Source organism: Mycobacterium sp. E2479 (genome assembly GCF_001667925.1).
Lineage (GTDB): Bacteria > Actinomycetota > Actinomycetes > Mycobacteriales > Mycobacteriaceae > Mycobacterium.
The window spans coordinates 30567-51560 of the sequence record NZ_LZJR01000087.1; the positions used below are offsets into that span (position 1 = coordinate 30567).

The window sequence follows — 20994 nt, forward strand, 5'->3', positions numbered from 1 at the left end:
GTCGTAGGCTCGGGTCACGGACGCAACTCAATCGCCGTTTTGCCGATTCGAATCGGCGTTCCGATTGGAACTCGTACCGCAGTCGTCACCTTCGCCCTGTCAAGGTAAGTACCGTTGGTCGATCCTAGATCCTCGACGTACCACTCCGAGCCGCGCTGAGTCAGCCGGGCGTGCCGCGTCGAGGCGTAATCGTCGGTGAGCACCAGCGTGGAGTCGTCAGCTCTTCCGATCAATACCGGCTGTCCGCTCAGCGTGATACGTCCGCCTGCCAGCGCGCCTTCGGTGACTACCAGATAGCGGGCCGCATGCCGGCGCTGGCGTGACGGCAGCAGCGTGCTGCGCAGCGCCAAACCGCGACGCACCATGACAGCACCGGTGGGCGCGTAGATGTCGGTCCGAAGGATCCGCAGCACGGACCAGATGAATACCCACAGCAGCATCAGAAAGCCGGCGCGCGTCAGCTGCAGTACCAGTCCCTGCATCTGGCGTCCTTTCCGTCCTAGCGTCGCATCCCTGGCGCCCGTGACTCCGAGCACATCGGCTACGTCACGATACTTGGACGGCGGATGACACGGGGCGAAGCACGGCAGCTTAAGCCCGGTGGCTTAGTGGATCCGGACGATGATCTCGGAGTGGCCCAAGCGGATCACGTCGCCGTCGGCCAGCTGCCACTCCTGGATCGGTGCGTTGTTCACCGTGGTGCCGTTGGTCGAGTTCAGATCCGACAGCAGCGCGACCTGTCCGTCCCAGCGGATCTCGAGGTGACGCCGGGACACACCGGTGTCAGGCAACCGGAACTGGGCGTCTTGTCCGCGGCCCACGATGTTGGAGCCCTCGCGCAGTTGGTAGGTGCGGCCGCTGCCGTCGTCGAGCTGAAGGGTGATCGTGGTTCCACCGGCGCCGTAGCCGCCCTGGCCGTAGCCGCCGTAACCAGCCTGTTGTCCGTAGTCGGCGGGCTGGCCGTAGTCAGCCGCCTGTCCGTATTCCGGTTGCTGTCCGTACTCCGCCTGCTGGCCGTAGTCATACTCGGGGCTGGCGGTCTCGGGATAACCGCCGGCTTGACCGCCGTACGGCCCGCCCTGCGCGTGCTCGGCGTATTGGGTGTACTCGGCGGAGCCATAGTCCTGGCGGCCGTACCCGCCGCCTTGTGGGTAGCCCTGGTCGTACCCACCACCGTGCTCGGGGTACCCGGGTCGTTGTTCGGGCGGGGCGTAGCCGCCCTCGTCCTGACGGGCCGGGCCGCGACCGTAGTCGCCGTATCCGCCGTAGCCCTGCTGACCGCCGGGAGGGGGAGCGTAGCCGCCGCCTTGGCGGTATCCCTGGTCGTAGCCTTGCCCGCCGTAGCCGCCGGGCGCGGGCGGACGTTGCTCATACGACTGCGGATAGCCGCCCTGTCCCTGCTCGGGGTAGCCGCGCTGTTCTTGGTAGCCCTGTTGGGGCGCGTAACCGCCCTGGCCCTGTTGGTCGGGGTAGCCGCGCTGCTCGGGGTAGCCGGCTTGTTCCGGGTAGCCCTGTTGCGGCGGGTAGCCACCGCCGTGCCCCTGCTCGGGGTAACCGCTTTGTTCCGGGTAGCCGCCCTGCTCGGGCTGGCGGGGAGGCGGCGGGTAGCCCTGCTGAGGTGGGTAGCCGTGCTGCTCGGGTGGATATCCGCCCTGCTGGTCGGGTGCTCCCTGCGGGTCTGGACCACCGCGCGCGTCGTCCTGCGGACGCCCGTAGCGGTCGTCGTAATACTCGTCGCCGGATCGGCCCGGCCCCTGACCCCCGCGGTAGCCAGAATTGTCAGTCATTGGTGCCACTCCTCGTTCTTCGCCGAACGCGTTCTTTGATTGTGGCCGGACGGGGTCGTCGACCGTCGGGCGGGGCTGGACATCAGGGTTGACAGCACCGCGGGCGCGGTACTGGCCGGTGCGCAGGTCCGACGACTGTTCGAACCGAACGACCACCTCACCATACGTTTGCCACCCCTGTTCGTGGATGTAGTCGGCCAAGTACCTCGCGAAAGCGCTCGACGTGAGATTTGAATCGGCGCTCACCTTCTCGAAGTCGTGCATACCGAGCGTAATGATGTATTCGTTGGGGGCCAAAAGGCGATTTCCCTGAAGTTTCTGCACCCCGTCACGCGCCTCGCGGCATAACAGAGCTTCCACCTCCTGCGGAACGATCGCTCCACCGAATACCCGGGCGAAGGCGTTGTCTACCGTCGCCTCGAGTTTGCGCTCGATGCGCGCGACCAGCCCCCGTTGGCTATTCATGTCCTACCGTTCGTGTGCACTTGCCATTACGTATTGCCGCTGGACGGCAAACGAATCACCACGGCGCTGGATCACTCCCGCATCGTATCGGGACATCGTGTCGCTGCGGCACTTTCGAAATCGTGAGAACCGCATCGGCGCAGTTCAGAGCCGTGCGCACTGGAGACCGCGAGGTGCGGTACGGCTTCGGATCCCACTTCGCCGGTTCGGGAATCAAGCCATTAGAGTGATATGGTCCATCGGTTGTTTTTCCGGGCGAGTGGCGGAATGGCAGACGCGCTGGCTTCAGGTGCCAGTGTCCTTCGGGACGTGGGGGTTCAAGTCCCCCTTCGCCCACACTGAGCGGTTCTACAAAAGGTCACGGCCTCGAAAGAGGTCGTGGCTTTGCGTTCGTGAAGGATGCTTTCGCCCCACCCCTATCGGCGCGGCGATAGGTCTCGTAGCCCTCGACGACCGCGCCGGGCTGGAAGGGCGGCGCGTGACCGGGTCGCGAACGAATGCGCTTCAAGCGGAACCGCGGATCCGGAATGCGTGCGAAGGCTCGGCCCCATACCTCCATGACGCCGCGGGTCAGCGATGATGCCGGCTGCGCCCCGGCCGGGTTGTCATAATTGACGGCGAATGTCGAGAAGGTGGTGCTGCAGTTCGTGTGCGGTGTGTACCGCGACCCACCGCAGCGACCGCACACTGGTCTCGGGGTAGTGATAGACAACCGTGCGGGCCCAGTCGTCCGCGGAGAGCCGCGCCAGCACATTGGTGAACATCGTTGCGGCATCGGCCAGTTGGCGAGCGACCCGCACGGGGTCCTGATCGTTGTAGCCGTCGTGTTCGGCGCGCTCCTCGCGTCCCATGGACACGCAATCGGCGCCATCGACTCGACGCGCCGCGAGCACTCGTTCACGTTGGACGAGCAGCACATCGCGTGCATGGCATGCGTACTGCAGCGGGGACCACACGTCGGGCCGCACCCGCAGCCGGACGGCCCCGCCGTTACTACACAGCAGCGCGCCAATATGGGTGGCCGCGGCGCGGATGTCGTCTCCGACGGTTGTGGCCTGCCGCGGGTCATAGGTGAAACCGCATTCGGCGCAGGGGCCAGTCACCAGATCATCATTCCAGATCGCACCTTTGGTGTTCGTATTAAAGGTGCGACACAGGAGGCTGATGGAACAGACTTCAAAGTTGTTGTGGCCGTGGCGATATAGCTAACCAGGAACGGCGGTGGCAGACTGGCCGTTGCGCATCGCCCCACCTGGAGGGAGCGCGGATGCTACGCCGCTGGTCGACATAGGTGACCTACGAGCGCACCCACTGCGTGATCTCGGGAGTGACCGGGTCGGTGATGTCATCGAATTCGGGATGCTTCTTGAGCACCGTGCCAATCATCGAGCACACCGGAACGATGCGCTTGCCATCGTCCCGCGCCTCGTTGAGCGCCTCCTCGACCAGGATGGTCGCCAGCCCACGTCCGCCATAGTCCGGATCGATTTCTGTGTGGTAGAAGACGCGCTGATCGCCGCGGTCGGCGAAATCGGCCAGCCCCACCGACCTGCCGTCGACGGCGATCGTGTACTTGCCGTCCTCGAGGGTGACCGTGGCTTCCGCGCCGGTCTTATCGGTTGTCATCTGTGTTTCCCTTTCTTTGCGGTGTAGGCCTGGGCCGCAGCCGAGTGGTCGGCAGCGGCGGGGCGGGAAGCCGGTCGAGCGCTCCCCGGTATCCCTGGACAGCGCCGAATCGGTCATCGGCGTCCTCCCACAATCGGCGGTAGTTGACGATGTCCTCGTGGCTTCGTCCCACGAAGTTCCACCACATCACCACCTCATCGGTGAACGGTGTGCCACCGAGCAGCAGCACCCGCGCGGGTCCCTCCCCCGCGTTATGCAACCGCAGCCGGTCCTGGCCGGGCCTTTGGTATGCCAAGTCAGCCAGCGCCAGGGCCGTCCCGCCCACGTGTATGGTCCCGGAATCACACAACACCCCATGCTCGAAGTTCGGGTCCACGTCGATCTCGAGGGTGGCCCCCGGCTCAAGGTCTATCTGGGCACCCAGCAAGGGTGTGAACGTCGGCACCGGCGATCGGCTGCCGGCCAGCTCGCCGAGAAAGACGCGAGCGTGCGCGCCCGGCAGGGACAGGGGCGCGGGCGCGTAGTGGGCGAAGTCTCGCCCTGAGTCGCGATCGGATGCGGGCAACGCGACCCAAAGCTGGACGCCGTGCAGCGGGGCGCCCGAATCGACCGAGACTTCCGAATGGCAGATACCGGCGCCCGCAGTCATCAGATTCAGCTCGCCGGGCCGGATGGCCGCGTGTACGCCCGCGCTGTCACGGTGCTCCACCTCGCCACTAAACAACCAACTGACGGTTTGTAGTCCCGTGTGGGGGTGCGGCGCGACGTCCATTCTCGCGGCGACCGGGCCGTAATGGTCGATGAAACACCAGGCGCCGACGAGCGATCGCTGGCGCTGTGGAAGGGTGCGTTGCACCCGGATCGCCCTCGGGCCGCCTAACGGAACCTCCCGCGGACGCAGCACTTCCACCGTCGGCGAGTCGCCCGCCTGTGGTGAAGCAGCGCAGGCGACTTCGGCTGGGGCGGCTTCAAGATTGCTCATCGTCCCCCCTCCGTCGCGAAGCCGCCTGCAGCGCCTTCGTCCGCGACCGTACCCGGCGCGCTTACTTTCGTGGGGGCCGCAGCACCTTCATGGCAAGGCTCATGACGGGCTCGGGCACGCGATCCTTGATAGACAGGGCGTTGTCGGCGAGGCGACTTCGCAGCGGGGTTCCCCGCCCGAATACCCGGTTGAGCGGCCCGCCGGTCGGCTCCAGCACCACATGCAGCGGCGGAGTACCGACGGCGGCGCCTAGCGCGTTGGAGATGACCATCCGCTGAATCTCGCTTGTTCCTTCAAAGATGGTGTACAGCTTGGCATCTCGATACCATTTCTCAACCGGATGATCAGTGATGTATCCCCAGCCGCCCATGGTTTGGATCGCACGTTCGGTGGCCCTGACCGCGACTTCGCTGGCGGCCATCTTCGACATCGAACCCTCGCCCCGTTCGAAGGGAACGTTATTTGCCGCCATCCACGACGCGCGCCACGTGAGCAGCCGAGCGGCGTCGATCTGGGTCGCCAGTTCCGCCAGCGGGAATGCGATGCCCTGGTTGTCGATGATGGGGCCACCGAAAGCCTCACGCTCGGTGGCGTACGCGGTGGCGTACTCGAGCGCGGCGCGGGCGATGCCGATGGCTTGGGCGGCGACCATGGGTCGGGTCTGCTCGAAGGTGCCCAACGTCGCAGAACCGGAGCGTTTTCCGCCGGCTACGACTTCCCTGGCCTTGGCGAGCTTGTGCTCGAGTTTCTCTTCTCCGCCAAGCAAGTTGGCGGCCGGAACGCGCACACCTTCGAAGAGCAACTCGGCGGTATGAGACGCCCGGCAGCCCAGTTTGTCCAGTTTCCGCACCAGCTTCAGCCCAGGGGTGCCGCCCGGCACTACGAACAGTGCCTGACCGCGATGGCCGAGCTCCTCGTCGACCACCGCGTTGACCACGTGCACGTTGGCGATGCCGCCATTGCCGATCCACATCTTATGGCCGTCGATGATCCAGTCGTCGCCGTCGCGGCGCGCGTGGGTGCGCAGGTTACGCACATCGCTGCCGCCTTCGGGTTCGGAGATGGCCAGCGCAGCGAGTTTGAGATCTCCTGGTGTGCCGAAACATTCGGGCGCCCATTCCAGCATCTGTTCGGGTGAGGCGGCCTGGCCGATTGCCGACAACGCCAACGCCGGCATGACGATGGCCAAGCCGATGCCCGCGCAGCCCCAGAACAGCTCCTCCATGAACATGGGCAACGAGATGCCGGTCGGATCACCGATCAGATCGCGGTAAAAGAGCGGACTGTAGAAACCGCGCTGGGCCGCCTCTTCGAGCACTGCCCAGGGAAATTCCTGTCGTTGGTCGTAGTCGAGCGCTACTGGGCGTATTACGGATTCGGCGAACTCGTGCGTACGCCGCGCAAGGTCGTGTTGGGCCGCCGTCGGGGTCAGGTCGAACGTCATGGGGCGCCTCTAGGTCGACAGACTGTTCCTGCCGACCCCGACTACCCCGTTGATCGGCTCGGCAAACTGCCAGCGCACCTTTCGACGAAATGTCAGGCGGCCGAACGGGGTTTGACTTGCCCCAGCGGCAGATGCAGAACGACCGCGGCCACCGCGACCGACTGGTGTTCATGACGTGCCAGCAGCGCCGCGTTCTCGGGCAGTTGCCGGGCGTTGATCTCCCCCGCGGCAATGCGCCGCAGGACATCGTGTGCGTGCGCGAGCTGGTCACGCTTACGGTATTGACCGCCCGGCAGCTTCACCCCGGCCCAGACGCCGTACTCCTCGTGGTGTGCGATGGCATGCGCGGCGCAGCGGCGCTGTTGCGCCAGCGGGCAGCGGCGCAGGCACTGGATCCGTGCTTCGGTGGCCGACCGCTCGTATGCGCGCGCCTTCGCGGCGCCGTCTCCACCGTCGTCGTCGGGGTAGCCGAACCAAAGTTCCGGATTGGCTGCGCAGGGGTGTCCCATGTCGGTCTCCTTGTTGAGCGTGAAACGTAGATGGAAGCGTATACAGAAGAAGCGCCTGCGCACAAGAGAAACGTGACAAAAGCGTATATCCAGATGCGGGAGCCGCCTGCTGTGTAATATCCGGCTCATGGCCGGAGCGTGCGGTGACCCGTGAATCGGCCGGTGCGGCTATCCGCGCGCTACGTGAATCACGCGATTGGTCACTAGCCGACCTCGCCGCCGCGACCGGTGTCAGCATCATGGGGCTCAGTTTCATTGAGCGTGGTGCCCGGAAACCGCACAAAAGCACAGTCCAGAAGCTTGAAAACGGCCTCGGCCTGCCCCCGGGCACCTACTCGCGGCTGTTGGTGGCCGCCGATCCGGACGCCGAATTGGCGCGCCTGATGTCCGCGCGGCCGCCGGCGCCCACGCCCGCGCGGCGCAGCGGACCGGTGGTGGTGGACCGTCATAGCGACACCGAGGTGCTGGAAGGCTACGCCGAAGCGCAGCTCGATGCGCTCAAATCCGTCATCGATCGATTGCCTGCGACAACATCAAACGAATATGAGACGTATATTCTGTCTGTGATTGCGCAGTGCGTGAAGGCCGAGATGCTCGCCGCCAGCTCGTGGCGGGTTGCCGTGAACGCCGGTGCCGACTCGACCGGTCGGTTGATGGAACATGTTCAAGCTTTGGAGGCGACGCGTGCGGCGCTGTTGAAGCGGATGCCCTCCACCTTGAGCGCCCGTTTCGACCGGGCATGCGCAAGGTCGTCGCTGCCGGAGACCATCATTGCCGCCCTGGTCGGCGTCGATGTCGACGAGATGTGGGATATCCGCAATCGGGGCGTGATCGCACCGGGTGCGCTGCCGCGGGTTCGTGCCTTCACCGAGGCGGTCGAGTCGGACGAAAAAGATGCAAGCCGGGACGACGAGGGGGCATCGTGAGTGAATCCGAAGTCGAGGCGTTGAGCCGGGCCCATCAACTCTTCGCGGGCAGCGCCCAGCGGTCGTCGTTGAACGCGGACACCGCGCATTACCGCAATGTGTTGCACCGGGCTGCCAGACTGAGCGACAGGATGGCGCGCGGCGGTTACCAACTCGCGGTGGACCACGGTCGGGAACGCCTCGCCGCGGCGGCCGACACCGACGCGGCGGCCACCGACGTCGTTGCCGGCGCCCACCGCGATCGCGCACAGGCAAGCGACCGGACCCGAAGCGTGCTGGACGCGGCCCGCGCGGATGCCGATACGCCGGCGACACCATTGGCCCAGCGGGAAGCGATGCGTCGCCGCGTGACTCGCCTGCGGGCCCAGCGGGCGCACGTCGTGTCGGCACGCGCGCATGCGCGGCGCCGCCACGCCGAACTGCTGGCCTTGCGTTATCGGCTCCGGCGCGACCGTCGGCTCGGGATGTCGGGACTGCGCGGGCTGACAAATGACCGCGCCGGGCTGGCGGTGCGCGCCGCATTGTCTCGACTGGGCCGACCCTATGTCTGGGGAGCGACCGGACCCGACCGGTTCGATTGTTCGGGGCTGGTGCAGTGGAGTTACGCGCAGGCCGGTATTCACCTGGATCGCACCACATATCAGCAGATCAACGACGGCATCCCAATATCTCGTGCCCAAGTGCGGCCTGGTGATCTGGTGTTTCCGCACGCCGGCCATGTGCAGCTGGCCATCGGGAACAACCTGGTTGTAGAAGCCCCCTACTCGGGTGCCTCGGTGCGAATAAGCCGACTGGGCAGCAACGTTGCGATCCGCCGACCGATATGACCAGCAGAGGGCCCGGTATACGGGCACAACGAATGGGGGTGAGCCGATGCCGGAACAACCCGGCCCCTCGTTAGAGGCCGTCGAGGCGCGGCGGTCGGCGCTGGCGAGCCAGCACGGCACCGCGACCGAAGCCGATCGGGCGCTGAGCGAGGTGCTGACCAGCGTTCACGACGCGGCGCGCGAAAGTGTCAGGCGACTCGACTCCATCGCCGAGCAGATCGACCGAGCGACCGTGAACCAGGCGGACCTCGCCCTCGATACCCCGATGGGTGCGCGCGAATTTCGAAAGTTTTTGATGGCCAAGCAACGCGAGATCGCTTCGGTCATTGCCGAAGCGCGCGAAATCAGCCGGGCGAAAACCGCTGTGTTGCAGAGCCTTCGGGCTCAATATGCCGCCGATAGCGGCTAGCCAGAACTAGTCCACACCGTGCAACACAGTGAATTGTCGACAACTCTGCCGCTGAGTACTGTCGCCGAACATGAAGGGGCCGCGCCGTTTCCCGCAGCAGCGTCCGAGCAGGCTGCGACGCCGCTTGCCTGGCTGATGTCGGCCTATGACGACCTGCTCGCCGCGCTCGAATCCGTAAGAGATCGCACCGGCGATCCGAACGCGTGGCAGACAGGATTGACGCCGGCCGAAGTGACTGCCGCGCTCAGCCCGACCACGCGTTCCGAACAGATCGAGGCAATCCTGCGCAAGATCCGCCAACAACAAGCCGGCGTGCTCGGCGCGGGAACGACGGCGAACGCGCCCGTGCGGCCGTTCGCCGAAGCCGCGGCATCGCCGGACCGAGAGTCGGGCGATGCGGCCGATGCCATCGCCCATGCCGAAGCGGCTCTGGCACAACAGAACTCGGCGAGCTCGCAACTGGACCTGCAGGTAATCTCGGCCATCTTGAACGCGCACCTGCATGCGGTTGACGGCAGCCAAGCCCTCGTCAGGTTGCAACACGACACCGAAGCCGCGGTACGGACCCGGTCGGATCTGGACACCCCGGCCGGGGCGCGTGACTTCCAGCGGTTTCTTATCGGCAAGCTCCGAGACATTCGGGAGGTCGTCCTGAATGCCAGCCTGGACGACACGTCGAAGTCGGCACTGATGGCCGCCTGGACGTCGCTGTACGACGCCTCCAAAGGTGAACCGAATGCCCCGGGCGGACGCCCGGGAGCCGCGGCGCCGGTTGGTGATGCGCCCGGGGGCGGCCCGACCGACGATCTCGACGCCGAATGGGATCCGCTACTGGACTCGTTGCTGGCCGACGATGGTGGCGTCCCCGGCGATGTGTCAGGACCGGAGACGGCGGGCGTCGCCGCGATGCCGGCCATACCGCAACAGCCGATGGCGTCCGCCGTGCCTAACTTTGGTGGGGGGTCACTGCCGGGGCTCGGTTCTCTACCCGCATCGATGGCCGGTTGGGAAGGGCCCGGCGGACTGCCGCTCTCCCGGCTGGGGGATGGTGACAGGACCGATCCGGCTCTGGGCGATCTGGCCGACGAGGAGGTGCCCGACGAGCGAACCCAGGATCCGAGCTCGCGGGGAGCCTCGAACGAGCCAGGCGACGGGACCGACGCCGAGGAAGGCACGGCATCCGAGGAGCCGCCGGCGGGTCCGACACCGGTGACCTTGCCCGATGGGGAAACAGTCACCGCGGGTAGCCCAGCGCTGGCAGCGGTGATCACGGCCGCCCTCGGCGGCACTCCGATAGCGGAGGCCTTCCAGCAGCAGGGAATCACCATTCCCCCACCGGGAACCGCAGTCCCGAGCCCTATCGATGCCCCGCAGGTTTCGCCCGGCGATATCGGGATGCTCACCGATCGGCATGCGCTCGCCCTTGGCCCCGGAAAGGCGCTTCTCGATGGCCAAATTCAACACATCGCCACCGTGAGCGGACCGAGCTTCCTAGGCTGGGAGCATCCGCCGTCGTCGCATGCGGCAGTAACGACGCCGGCCAAGCCTGACCCACCGACACCTACCCGGCCGGCGACCTCGTCGACCACCTGACCAAAACTCGCCGGCGCAACCGGCGGTCGTCAACAGGAGATAGCGGATGGCAGATTCGATTCATGTAGTGCCTGCGCACCTACGTCAGGCTGCCGCAGACCACCAGGACATCTCCGAGTACCTGCGTACCGTCCCGTCGTCGCACGCGGCGATCCAAGACAGCCTCGATTCGCTCGGACCGGTCTTCAGTGAGCTGCGCGACGCAGGCCGTGAGCTGCTGGAACTTCGACGCCAGTGTTATGAACAGCAGGCTGCCGACCACGCTGATCTGGCCGACAAACTGAACGCCTCGGCGACGATGTGGGAACAGCACGAGCAGGAGGCGGCAGGGAAGTTCGACGACATCGTCGACCGCGGTCGATGACCGACGCGAATCCCGCTTTCGACACTGTTCATCCGAGCGGACACATTCTTGTCCGCTCCTGCCGGGGCGGCTATATGCACAGCGTCACCCTGAGCGAGGAGGCGATGGAAACCGACGCTGAGGCATTGGCGCACGGCATTCTCCTGACCGCCGACGTGTCATGCCTCAAAGCTTTGCTGGAAATCCGCGACGAGATCGTCGCTGCCGGGCACACACCCTCCGCGGCGGTCCCAACCCCCCGAGACCTTGATGCGGCCATCGAAAAGTTGCTGTCCCACAAACTGCGTCGCCGTAGTGGCGCAATCTAGAGAGCGATCAGGCGCACGCTGGCCTAGCGTAACCGTGGCTGAGCCACGCTTGGATCGGGAGCGATACCGGTTGGCGGTTCTACCGGATTGGGGCCGAACAACTCTCGCGCGCGAGCGAGGAAGGCGCGCACCTCATCGAGTTGCTGCTCCAGTGCAGAATCAGCCATGTCCTTACGCTACCGAGGGCCTTGCGACCGCACAATTCACCGACCGCAAAGGTCGCCGGCCGGGCCCCGGTACGCTTAGCCGGTGGCGGTCTTCGGTCGGATGTCGGCGCGTCAGCGCCTCCGGAGAGCTACCCGGGAATCGCTGGCGATGCCGGCTTTCAGCTCCCCTATCGACTGCACCCCGTGGGTGACAGGCGGATTGTGGCCTGCCGAACTGTCGACGGTCACAGCCGAAACCGCTACTCTCGCTGAGCATCTCAAAGCTGACCTGCAGCGGATTTCTCACGCCGCCAACGACGAACTGAAGTTGCTCAAGCGATCGGGAATGACCGACGCCTCCCGCCAGGCGGCAGAGGCGCGAGTCATCGACGAGGCCCGCGCCCGTGCGGTGCGCCGAGTCGAGTCGACGATGCGCTATCTGCATGCCATGCGAAGCGGAGCCCAAGCTCCCGTTACTCCCCCACCGAGGCTCGAGCCGCACGGCGCGGATCTGGAAAGAACGCAGGTACTGCCTGCGATCCGCGAGGCCAAGCCCGTCGCCGAGCCGCCCATGCGGCTTGACCCTGAGGCAACCCCACGGCCGGAAGGAAGGCGTCGTCGCGAGTCTGCGATCGAACTTGTCGCCGACCCCGGTACGCCGCAGGCACCCAGTCAGCGGGCACATGCCGACCGCACCGCCGATGTGTCACATCTCGGCGAGACGCAAGTTATCCCGGTGGTCAGGGACGAGCCTGATTCACCGGTGCCGGTGCAGCCAGCGCCCGAGCCGGCACCGGATCAGGCCGACTCCGGCCGCCACCACGCGGTCGTCGACGAGGCGGTCACCGGTATGGCGGAGCCGCAGGTGGTCCGCCAGGAACGGGTTGTCGATCCAACCGCCACCGCCGCCACGCCTGCCGTTGCGGGAAGCGGCAGACCATCCGCCACGACTGCCCAGCCTGGCGACGAAAAACGCAGATTTGCAACGAGTCTCGATAGTGAGCGGCTGAACCGGTTGCTCGAGTTCGTGGTTCGGCAGGAGCCGCGCCTCAATTGGGCTATCGGAGATCGTGGCGACGGCACGACCGTACTGGTCACCGATCTCGCTCACGGGTGGATACCTTCAGGCATCACCCTTCCGGCGGGCGTGCGATTGTTGGAACCCGAGCGTCGCAGCGGTAGGGTCGCCGCACTGATCGGCGAAACGGCGCGCGTCGTCACATACGCCCCCGGCGATTCTTTGCACCGCTCGGTCGACTTCACCGCGACCAGATCGTCGATGGAGCCGCGCACGCTGCCCGCCATCGATGACCTGGCGAGCGTGTTGAGTGCGGCCACGCGCGGTCGTGACGATCTACCCAAGATCGCGCCGAGGTTGGCCGAAGCCGCCGCCACGGGAACGGTTGTCGTCGACCAGGAGGTCGACGTGCTGCGGGTCCATCTCGATACCGCGCGTTACCAGCTCCTCGTTCAGTATCCGAACGTCAATCCCGGGCTCCTGCTCAAGTGCCTGTTGATGGCCGCCACCGAGGGCATCGCCAGCGGAGACGCCGTGTCCGCTAACTACCACCTCGCGTGGTACCAAAAGCTTGCCGGGTGAGCTGCCGGCAGGTAGGCCGAAAGCCTGCTCGCATATGAATTGACGCTGGTCGGAGGGGTCGACGATACTGTCATGGTGGCGGATTCGGGCAGTCGCGCGAATCTCAGCGAGAAGGATCTCGTCGAATCGGTTCTTCGGGATCTGAGCGAGGCGGCCGACAAGTGGGAAGCCCTTGTGGCGCAGGCGGAAGCCGTTACCTACAGCGTCGACCTGGGCGACATTTACGCCGTTGCGAATTCCGACGGCCGGCTGCTGAAATTGACTTTGCATCCCGGGGTGATGACCGGATACGGCCACGTCGAGCTGGCCGAGAGACTGAACCTCGCGATTACCGCGCTGCGCGAGGAGGCTGAGGCCGAGAACCGGGCGAGTTACGGCGGCCCACTGCACTGACGCGCGCTTCGCGTGCTCATCGACCGGCGCGTGTGCTGATGGGCTCCGGCTCTCTTCGCGCGCTTCGCGTGCTCATCGACCGGCGCGTGTGCTGATGGGCTCCGGCTCTCTTCGCGCGCTTCGCGTGCTCATCGACCGGCGCCGGGAGGCCCGGCGAAGGCTTGAGCGATCTGCAACCAGCGCTGGGCGTCGGCGCCATGGGCGGTGATGTCGAGGGCGCTCAGCGGTCGCCGTTGGGTGACAAGGAAACAGAAATCCTGCGCGGACCCACTGACCCGCTGCTCGGCATCGGGCGGCCCCCAGGTCCACGTGTCGCCGCCGGGACCACGCAGTTCGACGAAGAAGGGCTCTGCCGGCGGCACCAAATTGTTGATGGCGAAGGCGAAATCGCGGGTCCGTACCCCGAGGTGAGCGATCGACCGCAGCCGTTCGGTCGCGTGTCGCGTGACGCCCAGAGCGTCGGCGACATCGACGCCGTGCGCCCACGTCTCCATCAGGCGCGCGGTGGCCATCGAGGCCGCGCTCATCGGCGGGCCGAACCATGGGAGTTTGCGACCGGACTGCACCGTGAGCAGTGCATCGTGTAATCGTCCCCGGGTGAGCCGCCAGTCGGCCAGTAGATCGGCCGGCGCCAGCGCCGCCAGCTCGTCGGCGCCTTTGTCCACGAAACCTGCCGGGTCAGCGGCCGCGCGTTCCAACACCTCGGCGAACCCGGCCTCGTCGGTAATGGCGATCAGAGCGACCCGATCGGTCCACAGCAGGTGGCCGATCTGGTGGGCGATGGTCCAGCCGGGCGCGGGCGTCGGGTCGGCCCAGCGGTCCGGCGACAACGGTGAGACCAGTGCGTCGAGGGTGTCGCTCTCGGCGCGCAGATCGTCGACCATGGGCGCGGGACCGGTCATCGGCACTCCCGGCTGTCGGCTGCGGCCATCGCACAACTCACGTCTGTACCTTAACGATCGCTCGTTGCGTCGCCGCCGCGACCGATGATGCTGTGCACGACCAGGCCCATCAGGTAAAGCACGGATCCGAACAGCGCGAAGGTGGGCGCGTGCCCGTCGTCGGGAATCAAGATGCCGGCCACCGTGATCGAGACGATGAACGCGACCCAGAACAGCGCGTCCTGTACGGCGAACACGTGCCCGCGAAGTGCGTCATCGACATCCATCTGAATTGCGGTGTCGGCGCAGAGCTTGACCACCTGCCCGGTAATCCCGAGCAGGAAGCCGCACGCGACCATGACCGGGACGAGCAGTTCGGCGCCGGCGACCTCGATGATCGCCGACGTCGCCAACGCGCCGTTCGCCGTCGCGTACCGCCCCCAGCGGCGGACCGCGGGCGGGGTGAGAACGTTGGCCAAAAAGGCGCCGAGGCCCGCGGCGCCGAAGAACAGGAGGGCGGTGCCGAACCCCCCACCCTTGAGGTTGGGCATGTGATGGACCAGCAACAAGACCAACAGCGAGTTGATGCCGACGACCATGCGGTGCGCGGCCAAGCCGGACAGGGTGGCGGCGACCGTGGGCCGCTGCGCCACCGTGCGTGCTCCGTGCAGCCAGCCGGTGATCACCGCGTAGACGACGGGCCCGTGGATCGCACGCCGGGTGTCGTCGGGGCCCAGCACCCGCGAACCGAAGCGCCAGGACAACAGCAACGCGATGGACACGGGGATCGTTGTGATGAACACGATTGCCGAGGCGCCCTTGTCGCTGGCGCCCAAGATGAATCGTGGCACCAGCATGAAATTTGCGCCGACGAACGCCGCGATGGCCCCGGATGCCGTGGCGACCGAGTTCATCGTCACCACCTGCTCGCGCGGCACCACATGCGGCAGCGACGCCGACAGCCCGGACCCGACGAACCGCGCCAAACCGTTGGCCAACAGGGCGCCCAGCAGTAGCGGCACATCGCCGGCCCGGACCGCCAGGATGGTGCCGATCGCGGCGAAGAGGACCAGCCGGCCCACGTTGGCGCCGACGAGCACCAGCCGCCGATCCCAACGGTCCATCAGGGCGCCGGCGAACGGGCCCAAAAGCGAGTACGGCAAGAACAGAACCGTGAAGGCGCGCGCTATGGAAAGAGGGTCGGCGGCCCGATCGGGGCTGAACAGCAAAGCCCCGGCAAGCGCCGCCTGGAACAAACCGTCACCGAATTGGCTCGCGATGCGCACCTGCAGCAGCCGCCAGAAGTCTGGCAAAACGCGCACCGACCGCCAGACTTCGACGGGTGCGCTGGACTGCATCCGAGTTGGGATCACCGAAACCGACTTCCACGATTGGGGCTGATAAGGCTCGCGCGATCAGAGCCGTCCAACAACAGTACAAATCTCCAGGGCCCACGGTTCGGATTGCCCCGGGCCACGATGCGCCGGATGCGATGATGGTGTGGTGCCGCCGCCGGAGGATCCAGAGGACTACGTCGCACCCGCCGCGCAACGGGTGCGCGCGGGCACTTTGCTGCTCGCCAATACCGACCTTCTCGAGCCCACGTTTCGCCGCAGCGTGATCTACATCGTCGAGCACAACGACGGCGGCACGCTGGGCGTCGTCCTGAACCGCGCCAGCGACACCGCGGTGTACAACGTGTTGCCCCAGTGGACCAAGTTGTCGGCCAAGCCGAAGACCATGTTCATCGGCGGACCGGTGAAGCGTGACGCGGCGCTGTGCCTGGCCACGCTGCGGGTGGGCGCCGATCCCCAGGACGCGCCGGGCCTGCGGCACGTGGACGGCCGGGTGGTCATGGTCGATCTGGACGCCGACCCCGACGGCATCGCGCCTCTGGTCGAAGGGGTCCGGATCTTCGCGGGGTACTCAGGCTGGACTATCGGTCAGCTGGAGGGCGAGATCGAACGCGACGATTGGATCGTGTTGTCCGCCTTACCATCCGACGTGCTGGTGGGACCGAGGTCCGACCTGTGGGGCCAGGTTTTGCGGCGTCAGCCGCTGCCGCTTTCGCTGCTGGCCACCCACCCCATCGACATCAGCCGAAACTAGGGCCACTCCCCCAATTCAATCAGTGGCACGACTGTATGCAGCCGGCGCAGCTGCCGACGCAGGTGGGTGCCGCCGCTTCCTGGCGCAGCACGAAACGCGCACTCTGCCACGAGCCCGCGGCCAACGTACCCAGCGCCCCTACCACACAGACGACGAGCACGACCAGCGCGGTGTCTGGAGCCGCGGCCACGGCCACCGCGCCACCGGCTGCCAGCATCACGGCGGCGGCCAACTGTGTCGGCGCCATCGCGCGCAGCGCCAATGCGGTGGCGCCGAAACTCCGGTTATGCGCGAGCGTCCAGGTGCCGAACCCCGCCGAGGCCACCGCAGCACACATGCACAGCACGCCCGCAATCAGCATGGGCTCACAATACGAGCCGGGTCGCCGGCCCGCACACCCGGCTCGGCGGGTGCCGGTGCCGCCGTCCGCTAGTGCTGGAGGAACGAGAAATTCGGTAGCGGGGGCAGTCCCGGCACCATGGCCAGCAGGCTGGGTGTGCGCTGCGGATTTGTCATCGGCGGCTGCGCGGGGAGCCCGACGGGCGCCGGGGGTGACGTCTGGGCGAGCGGCACCAGTGGAGCCGTGCCGGGTGCCGGGGCGGCAGGCGCGACTGGAGCCACGGCCGGTACCGGTGCGCCCGGTGCGGCGGCGGGAGCCTGATTGGGCAGCCCAACCGGAGAGGTGGCGGGAACCTGGGCCGGTGCCGGGGCAGCCGCGCCGGGGACGCTCACGCGGAATCCGTTGATGATGGCGTCGGTGGCCGGTGCGTCGGCGACGCTCACCGCGCGATCGGTGGTCACCGCCAGCGACACGAGGTACTTGTCGTGTCCCGACGTGGCGATGACATGGCGCCGCGAGGTGTTGAGCGTCAAGTCGCCGTCGCGGTAGGTGCCCTCAATGATCGACGACGGGAAGCCGTTGAAATCGGCCATCGAGGCGTTGGTGGGCTGCCAGGCAAACAGCTTCTGGCTGTCGATGTAGCCGTGGGTGATGGCCTCTTTCGGATCGAAGGCGCCGACCAGTTTGTAGACCACGACTTGCGCATTCGATGAGTAGATACTGCTGCCATGCCGGTCGGCGATGACCGCGAACGCATCGGGCACGTTGGGATCGGGTACCTGGGTCCAGCGCGGGGGCATCGGCAAGGTGATGTCGAGAGCAGTGAAGCCCTGCGGCTTTTGCGCCTCGAGCTTCACGCCCTTCGACTGCAGGAATTCGTGGATCGTTCCAGAGGACGCCGGAACCGGAACCGCTGGGCCGGCAGTAGCCGGTGCCGTGGTTCCGGGGGCTGTGGCGGTCGCCTGCGGGGCGGTCTGGTTGCCGGCCGGCGGAGCCGCGAGATATCTGCTCGGCGGCACCAGCTCGGGTCCGAGGTTCGGCGGTGCCTGCGCGGGAACCGTGGGGACGGGCGCCGGTACCGGAGGCAACGGGTCTGCCGATGCCGTGCCGCCCGCAACAACCGCCAGGCCCATCAGGCCTGCGACCAGTCCGCCGAGCAGTGCCCGGCGGACGGGGACGATCTCAATCATCTGCGTCGGTCCTTCCAAAGGCTCTTCTACCAGAAGCCGTCGATAGTGGCTGACTGTAACTAGAGGTCAAAGGCGTGCACAGGGCCGAAACACACCTGGGATGAACCTCTGATCGGCGCGCAACGGAACCGAGACCAACCTGTGGCCGGCAGACCCCTCGTGTCGGCCCTTATACCCTGTTCAGGTGACCGACTCCCCGATCGCCTCGCCGGCGAGCAGCTCTGGCGCCGCCGCGCCCGACTCTGACGCGCCGCCGCATCGCTACACCGCGGCGCTGGCGGGCCGTATCGAGGGCGCGTGGCAGGAGAACTGGGCGAAGCTGGGGACGTTCAACGTGCCAAACCCGGTCGGTTCGTTGGCTCCCTCAGACGGAGCGCCGGTCCCGGACGACAAGTTGTTCGTGCAGGACATGTTTCCCTACCCGTCGGGGGAGGGGCTGCACGTCGGTCACCCACTGGGCTACATCGCAACGGACGTATACGCACGCTACTTCCGGATGACCGGCCGCAATGTGCTGCACGCATTAGGGTTTGACGCCTTCGGGCTGCCGGCCGAGCAGTACGCGGTGCAGACCGGCACCCATCCGCGCATCCGGACCGAGGCCAACGTCATCAATTTCCGGCGCCAGCTGGGACGCCTGGGCCTCGGCCACGACAGCCGACGCAGCTTCTCGACGACCGATGTCGAGTTCTACAAGTGGACCCAGTGGATCTTCCTGCAGATCTACAACGCCTGGTTCGACACCGCCGCCAACAAGGCCCGCCCGATCACCGAATTGGTCGCCGAATTCGATTCCGGCGCACGTCGCCTGGAGGACGGGCGGGACTGGGCCGGGTTGTCGGCGGGGGAGCGCGCCGACGTCATCGACGGCCACCGACTGGTCTACCGGGCCGACTCGATGGTGAACTGGTGTCCCGGTCTGGGCACCGTGCTGGCCAACGAAGAGGTGACCGCCGACGGGCGCAGCGACCGCGGCAATTTCCCGGTGTTCCGGAAACGATTGCGGCAGTGGATGATGCGCATCACCGCATACTCCGACCGGCTGCTTGACGACCTCGACCTGCTGGACTGGCCTGAACCGGTCAAGACCATGCAGCGCAACTGGATCGGCCGGTCCACAGGCGCTGCAGCGCTGTTCGCGGCGACCGGCACCGACGGCGAGACGCTCGATATCGAGGTGTTCACCACCCGGCCCGACACGCTGTTCGGCGCCACATACCTGGTGCTGGCGCCCGAGCACGACCTGGTCGATGAGTTGGTGGCGGCCGCCTGGCCGGACGGCACCGACGCACGCTGGACGTACGGTGCCGCCACACCGCGCGAGGCCGTCACCGCGTACCGGCGGGCGATCGGATCGAAATCCGACCTCGAACGCCAGGAGAGCAAGGCGAAGACCGGTGTCTTCTTGGGCAGTTACGCCACAAATCCGACCAACGGTAAACCGGTGCCGATCTTCATTGCCGACTACGTGCTGGCCGGATACGGCACCGGGGCGATCATGGCGGTCCCCGGCCACGATCAGCGCGACTGGGACTTCGCCCACGAGTTCGGGCTTCCGATTGTGGAAGTCATTGCCGGCGGTGACATTTCGGAGTCCGCGTATGCCGGTGACGGGGTGCTGGTCAACTCCGGGTACCTCGACGGATTGGATGTGGCCGCGGCCAAGGACAAGGTCACCGCGCGCCTGGAGGCCGAGGGTCGCGGCCGCGCGCGCATCGAATACAAGCTGCGGGATTGGCTTTTCGCCCGTCAGCGCTATTGGGGCGAACCGTTTCCCATCGTCTATGACGCCGACGGGCGTGCGCACGCCCTCAGCGAAGCCGCACTGCCGGTGGAGTTGCCCGACATGCCGGACTACGCGCCCGTGCTGTTCGACCCCGACGACGCCGACAGCGAGCCCTCGCCGCCGCTGGCCAAGGCGACGGAGTGGGTGCACGTCGAATTGGACCTCGGCGACGGCCTCAAGCCCTACACCCGCGACACCAACGTGATGCCTCAGTGGGCCGCCAGCTCTTGGTACGAACTGCGCTACACCGACCCGCACAACTCGGAACGGTTCTGCGACAAGGAAAACGAGGCCTACTGGATGGGCCCGCGGCCGGCCGAGCACGGCGCGGACGATCCCGGTGGCGTCGACCTTTACGTCGGCGGCGCCGAACACGCGGTGCTGCACCTGCTGTATTGCAGGTTCTGGCACAAGGTCCTCTACGACCTGGGCCACGTGAGCTCCCGCGAACCCTATCGCCGGCTGGTCAACCAGGGTTATATCCAGGCCTTCGCCTACACCGACGCGCGCGGCTCGTACGTCCCGGCGGAAGAAGTGGTCGAGCGGGATGGCCGTTTCATTTATCCGGGGCCCGGGGGAGAGATCGAAGTCTTCCAGGAATTCGGGAAAATCGGTAAGAGCCTGAAAAATTCGATCTCGCCCGACGAGATCTGCGACGACTACGGCGCCGACACGCTGCGGGTCTATGAAATGTCGATGGGCCCGCTGGAGGCCTCCCGACCCTGGGCGACCAAGGATGTCGTAGGAGCCCACCGCTTCCTGCAGCGCGTGTGGCGTTTGGTGATCGACGAGCAGACCGGTGACACCCGGGTGGTCGACGGACTGGCACAGGACATGGCGACCGATACGCTGCGAGCACTGAATCGGACGATCGCCGGGGTTGCGGAAGACTATGCGGCACTTCGCAATAACACCGCTGCTGCGAAGCTGATCGAGTACACCAACCATCTCACCAAGGAGCACCGCGACGCGGTGCCGCGTGCGGCCGTCGAGCCGCTGGTGTTGATGTTGGCTCCGCTGGCCCCGCATATGGCCGAGGAATTGTGGCTGCGCCTGGGCCATCAGACCCCGCTGGCGCACGGTCCCTTCCCAGTCGCCGATCCCGCCTATCTGGTCGACGACACCGTCGAGTACCCCGTGCAGGTGAATGGCAAGGTGCGCGGGCGAGTGGTGGTGGCCGCCGACGCCGACCAGGACACGCTGAAGGCCGCCGCGCTCGCCGATGAGAAGGTCCAGGCATTTTTGGCGGGTGCCAACCCGCGCAAAGTGATCGTGGTCCCGGGCCGACTGGTCAACCTGGTCGTGTAGC

21 protein-coding genes, 1 tRNA gene and 1 pseudogene are annotated in these 20994 nt (G+C 66.5%); 11 read left to right on the top strand and 12 right to left on the bottom strand.

Annotation, left to right across the window (positions count from 1 at the left end; translation table 11 throughout):
* Positions 1 to 14: 14 nt before the first annotated feature.
* The gene (locus A5686_RS13300; protein WP_067934792.1) at positions 15 to 482 is read right to left on the bottom strand and encodes an FHA domain-containing protein; all 468 of its coding nucleotides are present in this window, start codon (positions 480 to 482) and stop codon (positions 15 to 17) included.
* Between the two features lie 123 nt (positions 483 to 605).
* Positions 606 to 2252 (bottom strand): DUF3662 and FHA domain-containing protein, encoded by a 1647-nt coding sequence (locus A5686_RS13305; RefSeq protein ID WP_067934793.1) that lies wholly within the window; start codon positions 2250 to 2252, stop codon positions 606 to 608.
* A gap of 253 nt (positions 2253 to 2505) precedes the next feature.
* Between A5686_RS13305 and A5686_RS13310 the strand changes: the two genes are divergently transcribed.
* Positions 2506 to 2588, top strand: a tRNA-Leu gene (locus tag A5686_RS13310).
* 269 nt (positions 2589 to 2857) lie between these two features.
* On the opposite strand, the gene A5686_RS13315 is transcribed toward A5686_RS13310, so the two are convergent.
* The 5 genes from A5686_RS13315 to A5686_RS13335 form a co-directional block, all read right to left on the bottom strand.
* A complete protein-coding gene (locus tag A5686_RS13315; protein ID WP_082947626.1) occupies positions 2858 to 3355 on the bottom strand; it encodes a DinB family protein in 498 nt (165 codons plus the stop codon).
* 193 nt (positions 3356 to 3548) lie between these two features.
* Positions 3549 to 3878, bottom strand: a complete 330-nt coding sequence (locus A5686_RS13320; protein ID WP_067934795.1) for a GNAT family N-acetyltransferase — start codon at positions 3876 to 3878, stop codon at positions 3549 to 3551.
* Positions 3865 to 4860, bottom strand: a complete 996-nt coding sequence (locus A5686_RS13325; RefSeq protein WP_067934796.1) for a pirin family protein — start codon at positions 4858 to 4860, stop codon at positions 3865 to 3867. The genes A5686_RS13320 and A5686_RS13325 overlap by 14 nt, the downstream gene beginning before the upstream one ends.
* A 61-nt stretch (positions 4861 to 4921) precedes the next feature.
* Positions 4922 to 6304, bottom strand: coding sequence for an acyl-CoA dehydrogenase family protein (locus tag A5686_RS13330; protein ID WP_067934798.1), 1383 nt, complete (start codon positions 6302 to 6304; stop codon positions 4922 to 4924).
* 92 nt (positions 6305 to 6396) lie between these two features.
* Positions 6397 to 6813: a WhiB family transcriptional regulator gene (locus A5686_RS13335; RefSeq protein ID WP_067934800.1), complete on the bottom strand. Its 417-nt coding sequence runs from the start codon at positions 6811 to 6813 to the stop codon at positions 6397 to 6399.
* Positions 6814 to 6956: 143 nt separating this feature from the next.
* Here A5686_RS13335 and A5686_RS13340 point away from each other — a divergent pair, with 143 nt between their 5' ends.
* The 6 genes from A5686_RS13340 (at position 6957) to A5686_RS13365 (ending at position 11240) form a co-directional block, all read left to right on the top strand.
* The gene (locus tag A5686_RS13340; RefSeq protein WP_067934802.1) at positions 6957 to 7739 is read left to right on the top strand and encodes a helix-turn-helix domain-containing protein; all 783 of its coding nucleotides are present in this window, start codon (positions 6957 to 6959) and stop codon (positions 7737 to 7739) included.
* Positions 7736 to 8566 carry a C40 family peptidase gene (locus A5686_RS13345; protein ID WP_067934804.1) on the top strand — a complete coding sequence of 277 codons (831 nt, stop codon included), beginning with the start codon at positions 7736 to 7738 and terminating at the stop codon, positions 8564 to 8566. Before A5686_RS13340 ends, A5686_RS13345 begins: the two co-directional genes overlap by 4 nt.
* A gap of 46 nt (positions 8567 to 8612) precedes the next feature.
* Positions 8613 to 8975 carry a DUF4226 domain-containing protein gene (locus tag A5686_RS13350; RefSeq protein WP_067934805.1) on the top strand — a complete coding sequence of 121 codons (363 nt, stop codon included), beginning with the start codon at positions 8613 to 8615 and terminating at the stop codon, positions 8973 to 8975.
* A 135-nt stretch (positions 8976 to 9110) separates the two neighbouring features.
* Complete coding sequence (locus tag A5686_RS13355; RefSeq protein WP_067934807.1) at positions 9111 to 10568, top strand: DUF4226 domain-containing protein; 1458 nt, start codon at positions 9111 to 9113, stop codon at positions 10566 to 10568.
* Positions 10569 to 10614: 46 nt separating this feature from the next.
* Positions 10615 to 10932, top strand: coding sequence for an ESX-1 secretion-associated protein (locus A5686_RS13360; RefSeq protein ID WP_067934809.1), 318 nt, complete (start codon positions 10615 to 10617; stop codon positions 10930 to 10932).
* Positions 10929 to 11240, top strand: coding sequence for a DUF2694 family protein (locus A5686_RS13365; RefSeq protein ID WP_067934810.1), 312 nt, complete (start codon positions 10929 to 10931; stop codon positions 11238 to 11240). The genes A5686_RS13360 and A5686_RS13365 overlap by 4 nt, the downstream gene beginning before the upstream one ends.
* A gap of 23 nt (positions 11241 to 11263) precedes the next feature.
* Here A5686_RS13365 and A5686_RS27605 read toward each other — a convergent pair whose 3' ends face one another.
* Positions 11264 to 11407, bottom strand: a complete 144-nt coding sequence (locus A5686_RS27605) for a hypothetical protein (protein ID WP_197520568.1) — start codon at positions 11405 to 11407, stop codon at positions 11264 to 11266.
* Between the two features lie 82 nt (positions 11408 to 11489).
* On the opposite strand from A5686_RS27605, the gene A5686_RS13370 reads away from it, so the two are divergent.
* Both A5686_RS13370 and A5686_RS13375 read left to right on the top strand, forming a co-directional pair.
* Positions 11490 to 12986, top strand: coding sequence for a DUF5631 domain-containing protein (locus A5686_RS13370; RefSeq protein WP_067934812.1), 1497 nt, complete (start codon positions 11490 to 11492; stop codon positions 12984 to 12986).
* Positions 12987 to 13058: 72 nt separating this feature from the next.
* On the top strand, positions 13059 to 13379 hold the full coding sequence (locus A5686_RS13375; RefSeq protein ID WP_067934813.1) for a DUF2710 family protein: 321 nt from the start codon (positions 13059 to 13061) through the stop codon (positions 13377 to 13379).
* Between the two features lie 128 nt (positions 13380 to 13507).
* Here A5686_RS13375 and A5686_RS13380 read toward each other — a convergent pair whose 3' ends face one another.
* Both A5686_RS13380 and A5686_RS13385 read right to left on the bottom strand, forming a co-directional pair.
* The gene (locus A5686_RS13380; protein ID WP_067934819.1) at positions 13508 to 14281 is read right to left on the bottom strand and encodes a TIGR03084 family metal-binding protein; all 774 of its coding nucleotides are present in this window, start codon (positions 14279 to 14281) and stop codon (positions 13508 to 13510) included.
* 50 nt (positions 14282 to 14331) lie between these two features.
* Positions 14332 to 15676, bottom strand: a pseudogene (locus A5686_RS13385) (MFS transporter).
* An 84-nt stretch (positions 15677 to 15760) separates the two neighbouring features.
* On the opposite strand from A5686_RS13385, the gene A5686_RS13390 reads away from it, so the two are divergent.
* Complete coding sequence (locus tag A5686_RS13390) at positions 15761 to 16369, top strand: YqgE/AlgH family protein (RefSeq protein WP_156750054.1); 609 nt, start codon at positions 15761 to 15763, stop codon at positions 16367 to 16369.
* Positions 16370 to 16388: 19 nt separating this feature from the next.
* Here the strand turns inward: A5686_RS13390 and A5686_RS13395 are convergent, their stop codons facing one another.
* Both A5686_RS13395 and A5686_RS13400 read right to left on the bottom strand, forming a co-directional pair.
* Positions 16389 to 16730: a hypothetical protein gene (locus A5686_RS13395; protein ID WP_067934822.1), complete on the bottom strand. Its 342-nt coding sequence runs from the start codon at positions 16728 to 16730 to the stop codon at positions 16389 to 16391.
* Between the two features lie 68 nt (positions 16731 to 16798).
* Positions 16799 to 17899, bottom strand: coding sequence for an LpqN/LpqT family lipoprotein (locus A5686_RS13400; protein WP_067934860.1), 1101 nt, complete (start codon positions 17897 to 17899; stop codon positions 16799 to 16801).
* Between the two features lie 184 nt (positions 17900 to 18083).
* On the opposite strand from A5686_RS13400, the gene leuS reads away from it, so the two are divergent.
* Positions 18084 to 20993, top strand: coding sequence for a leucine--tRNA ligase (gene leuS, locus A5686_RS13405; RefSeq protein ID WP_067934824.1), 2910 nt, complete (start codon positions 18084 to 18086; stop codon positions 20991 to 20993).
* Position 20994: the final 1 nt, after the last annotated feature.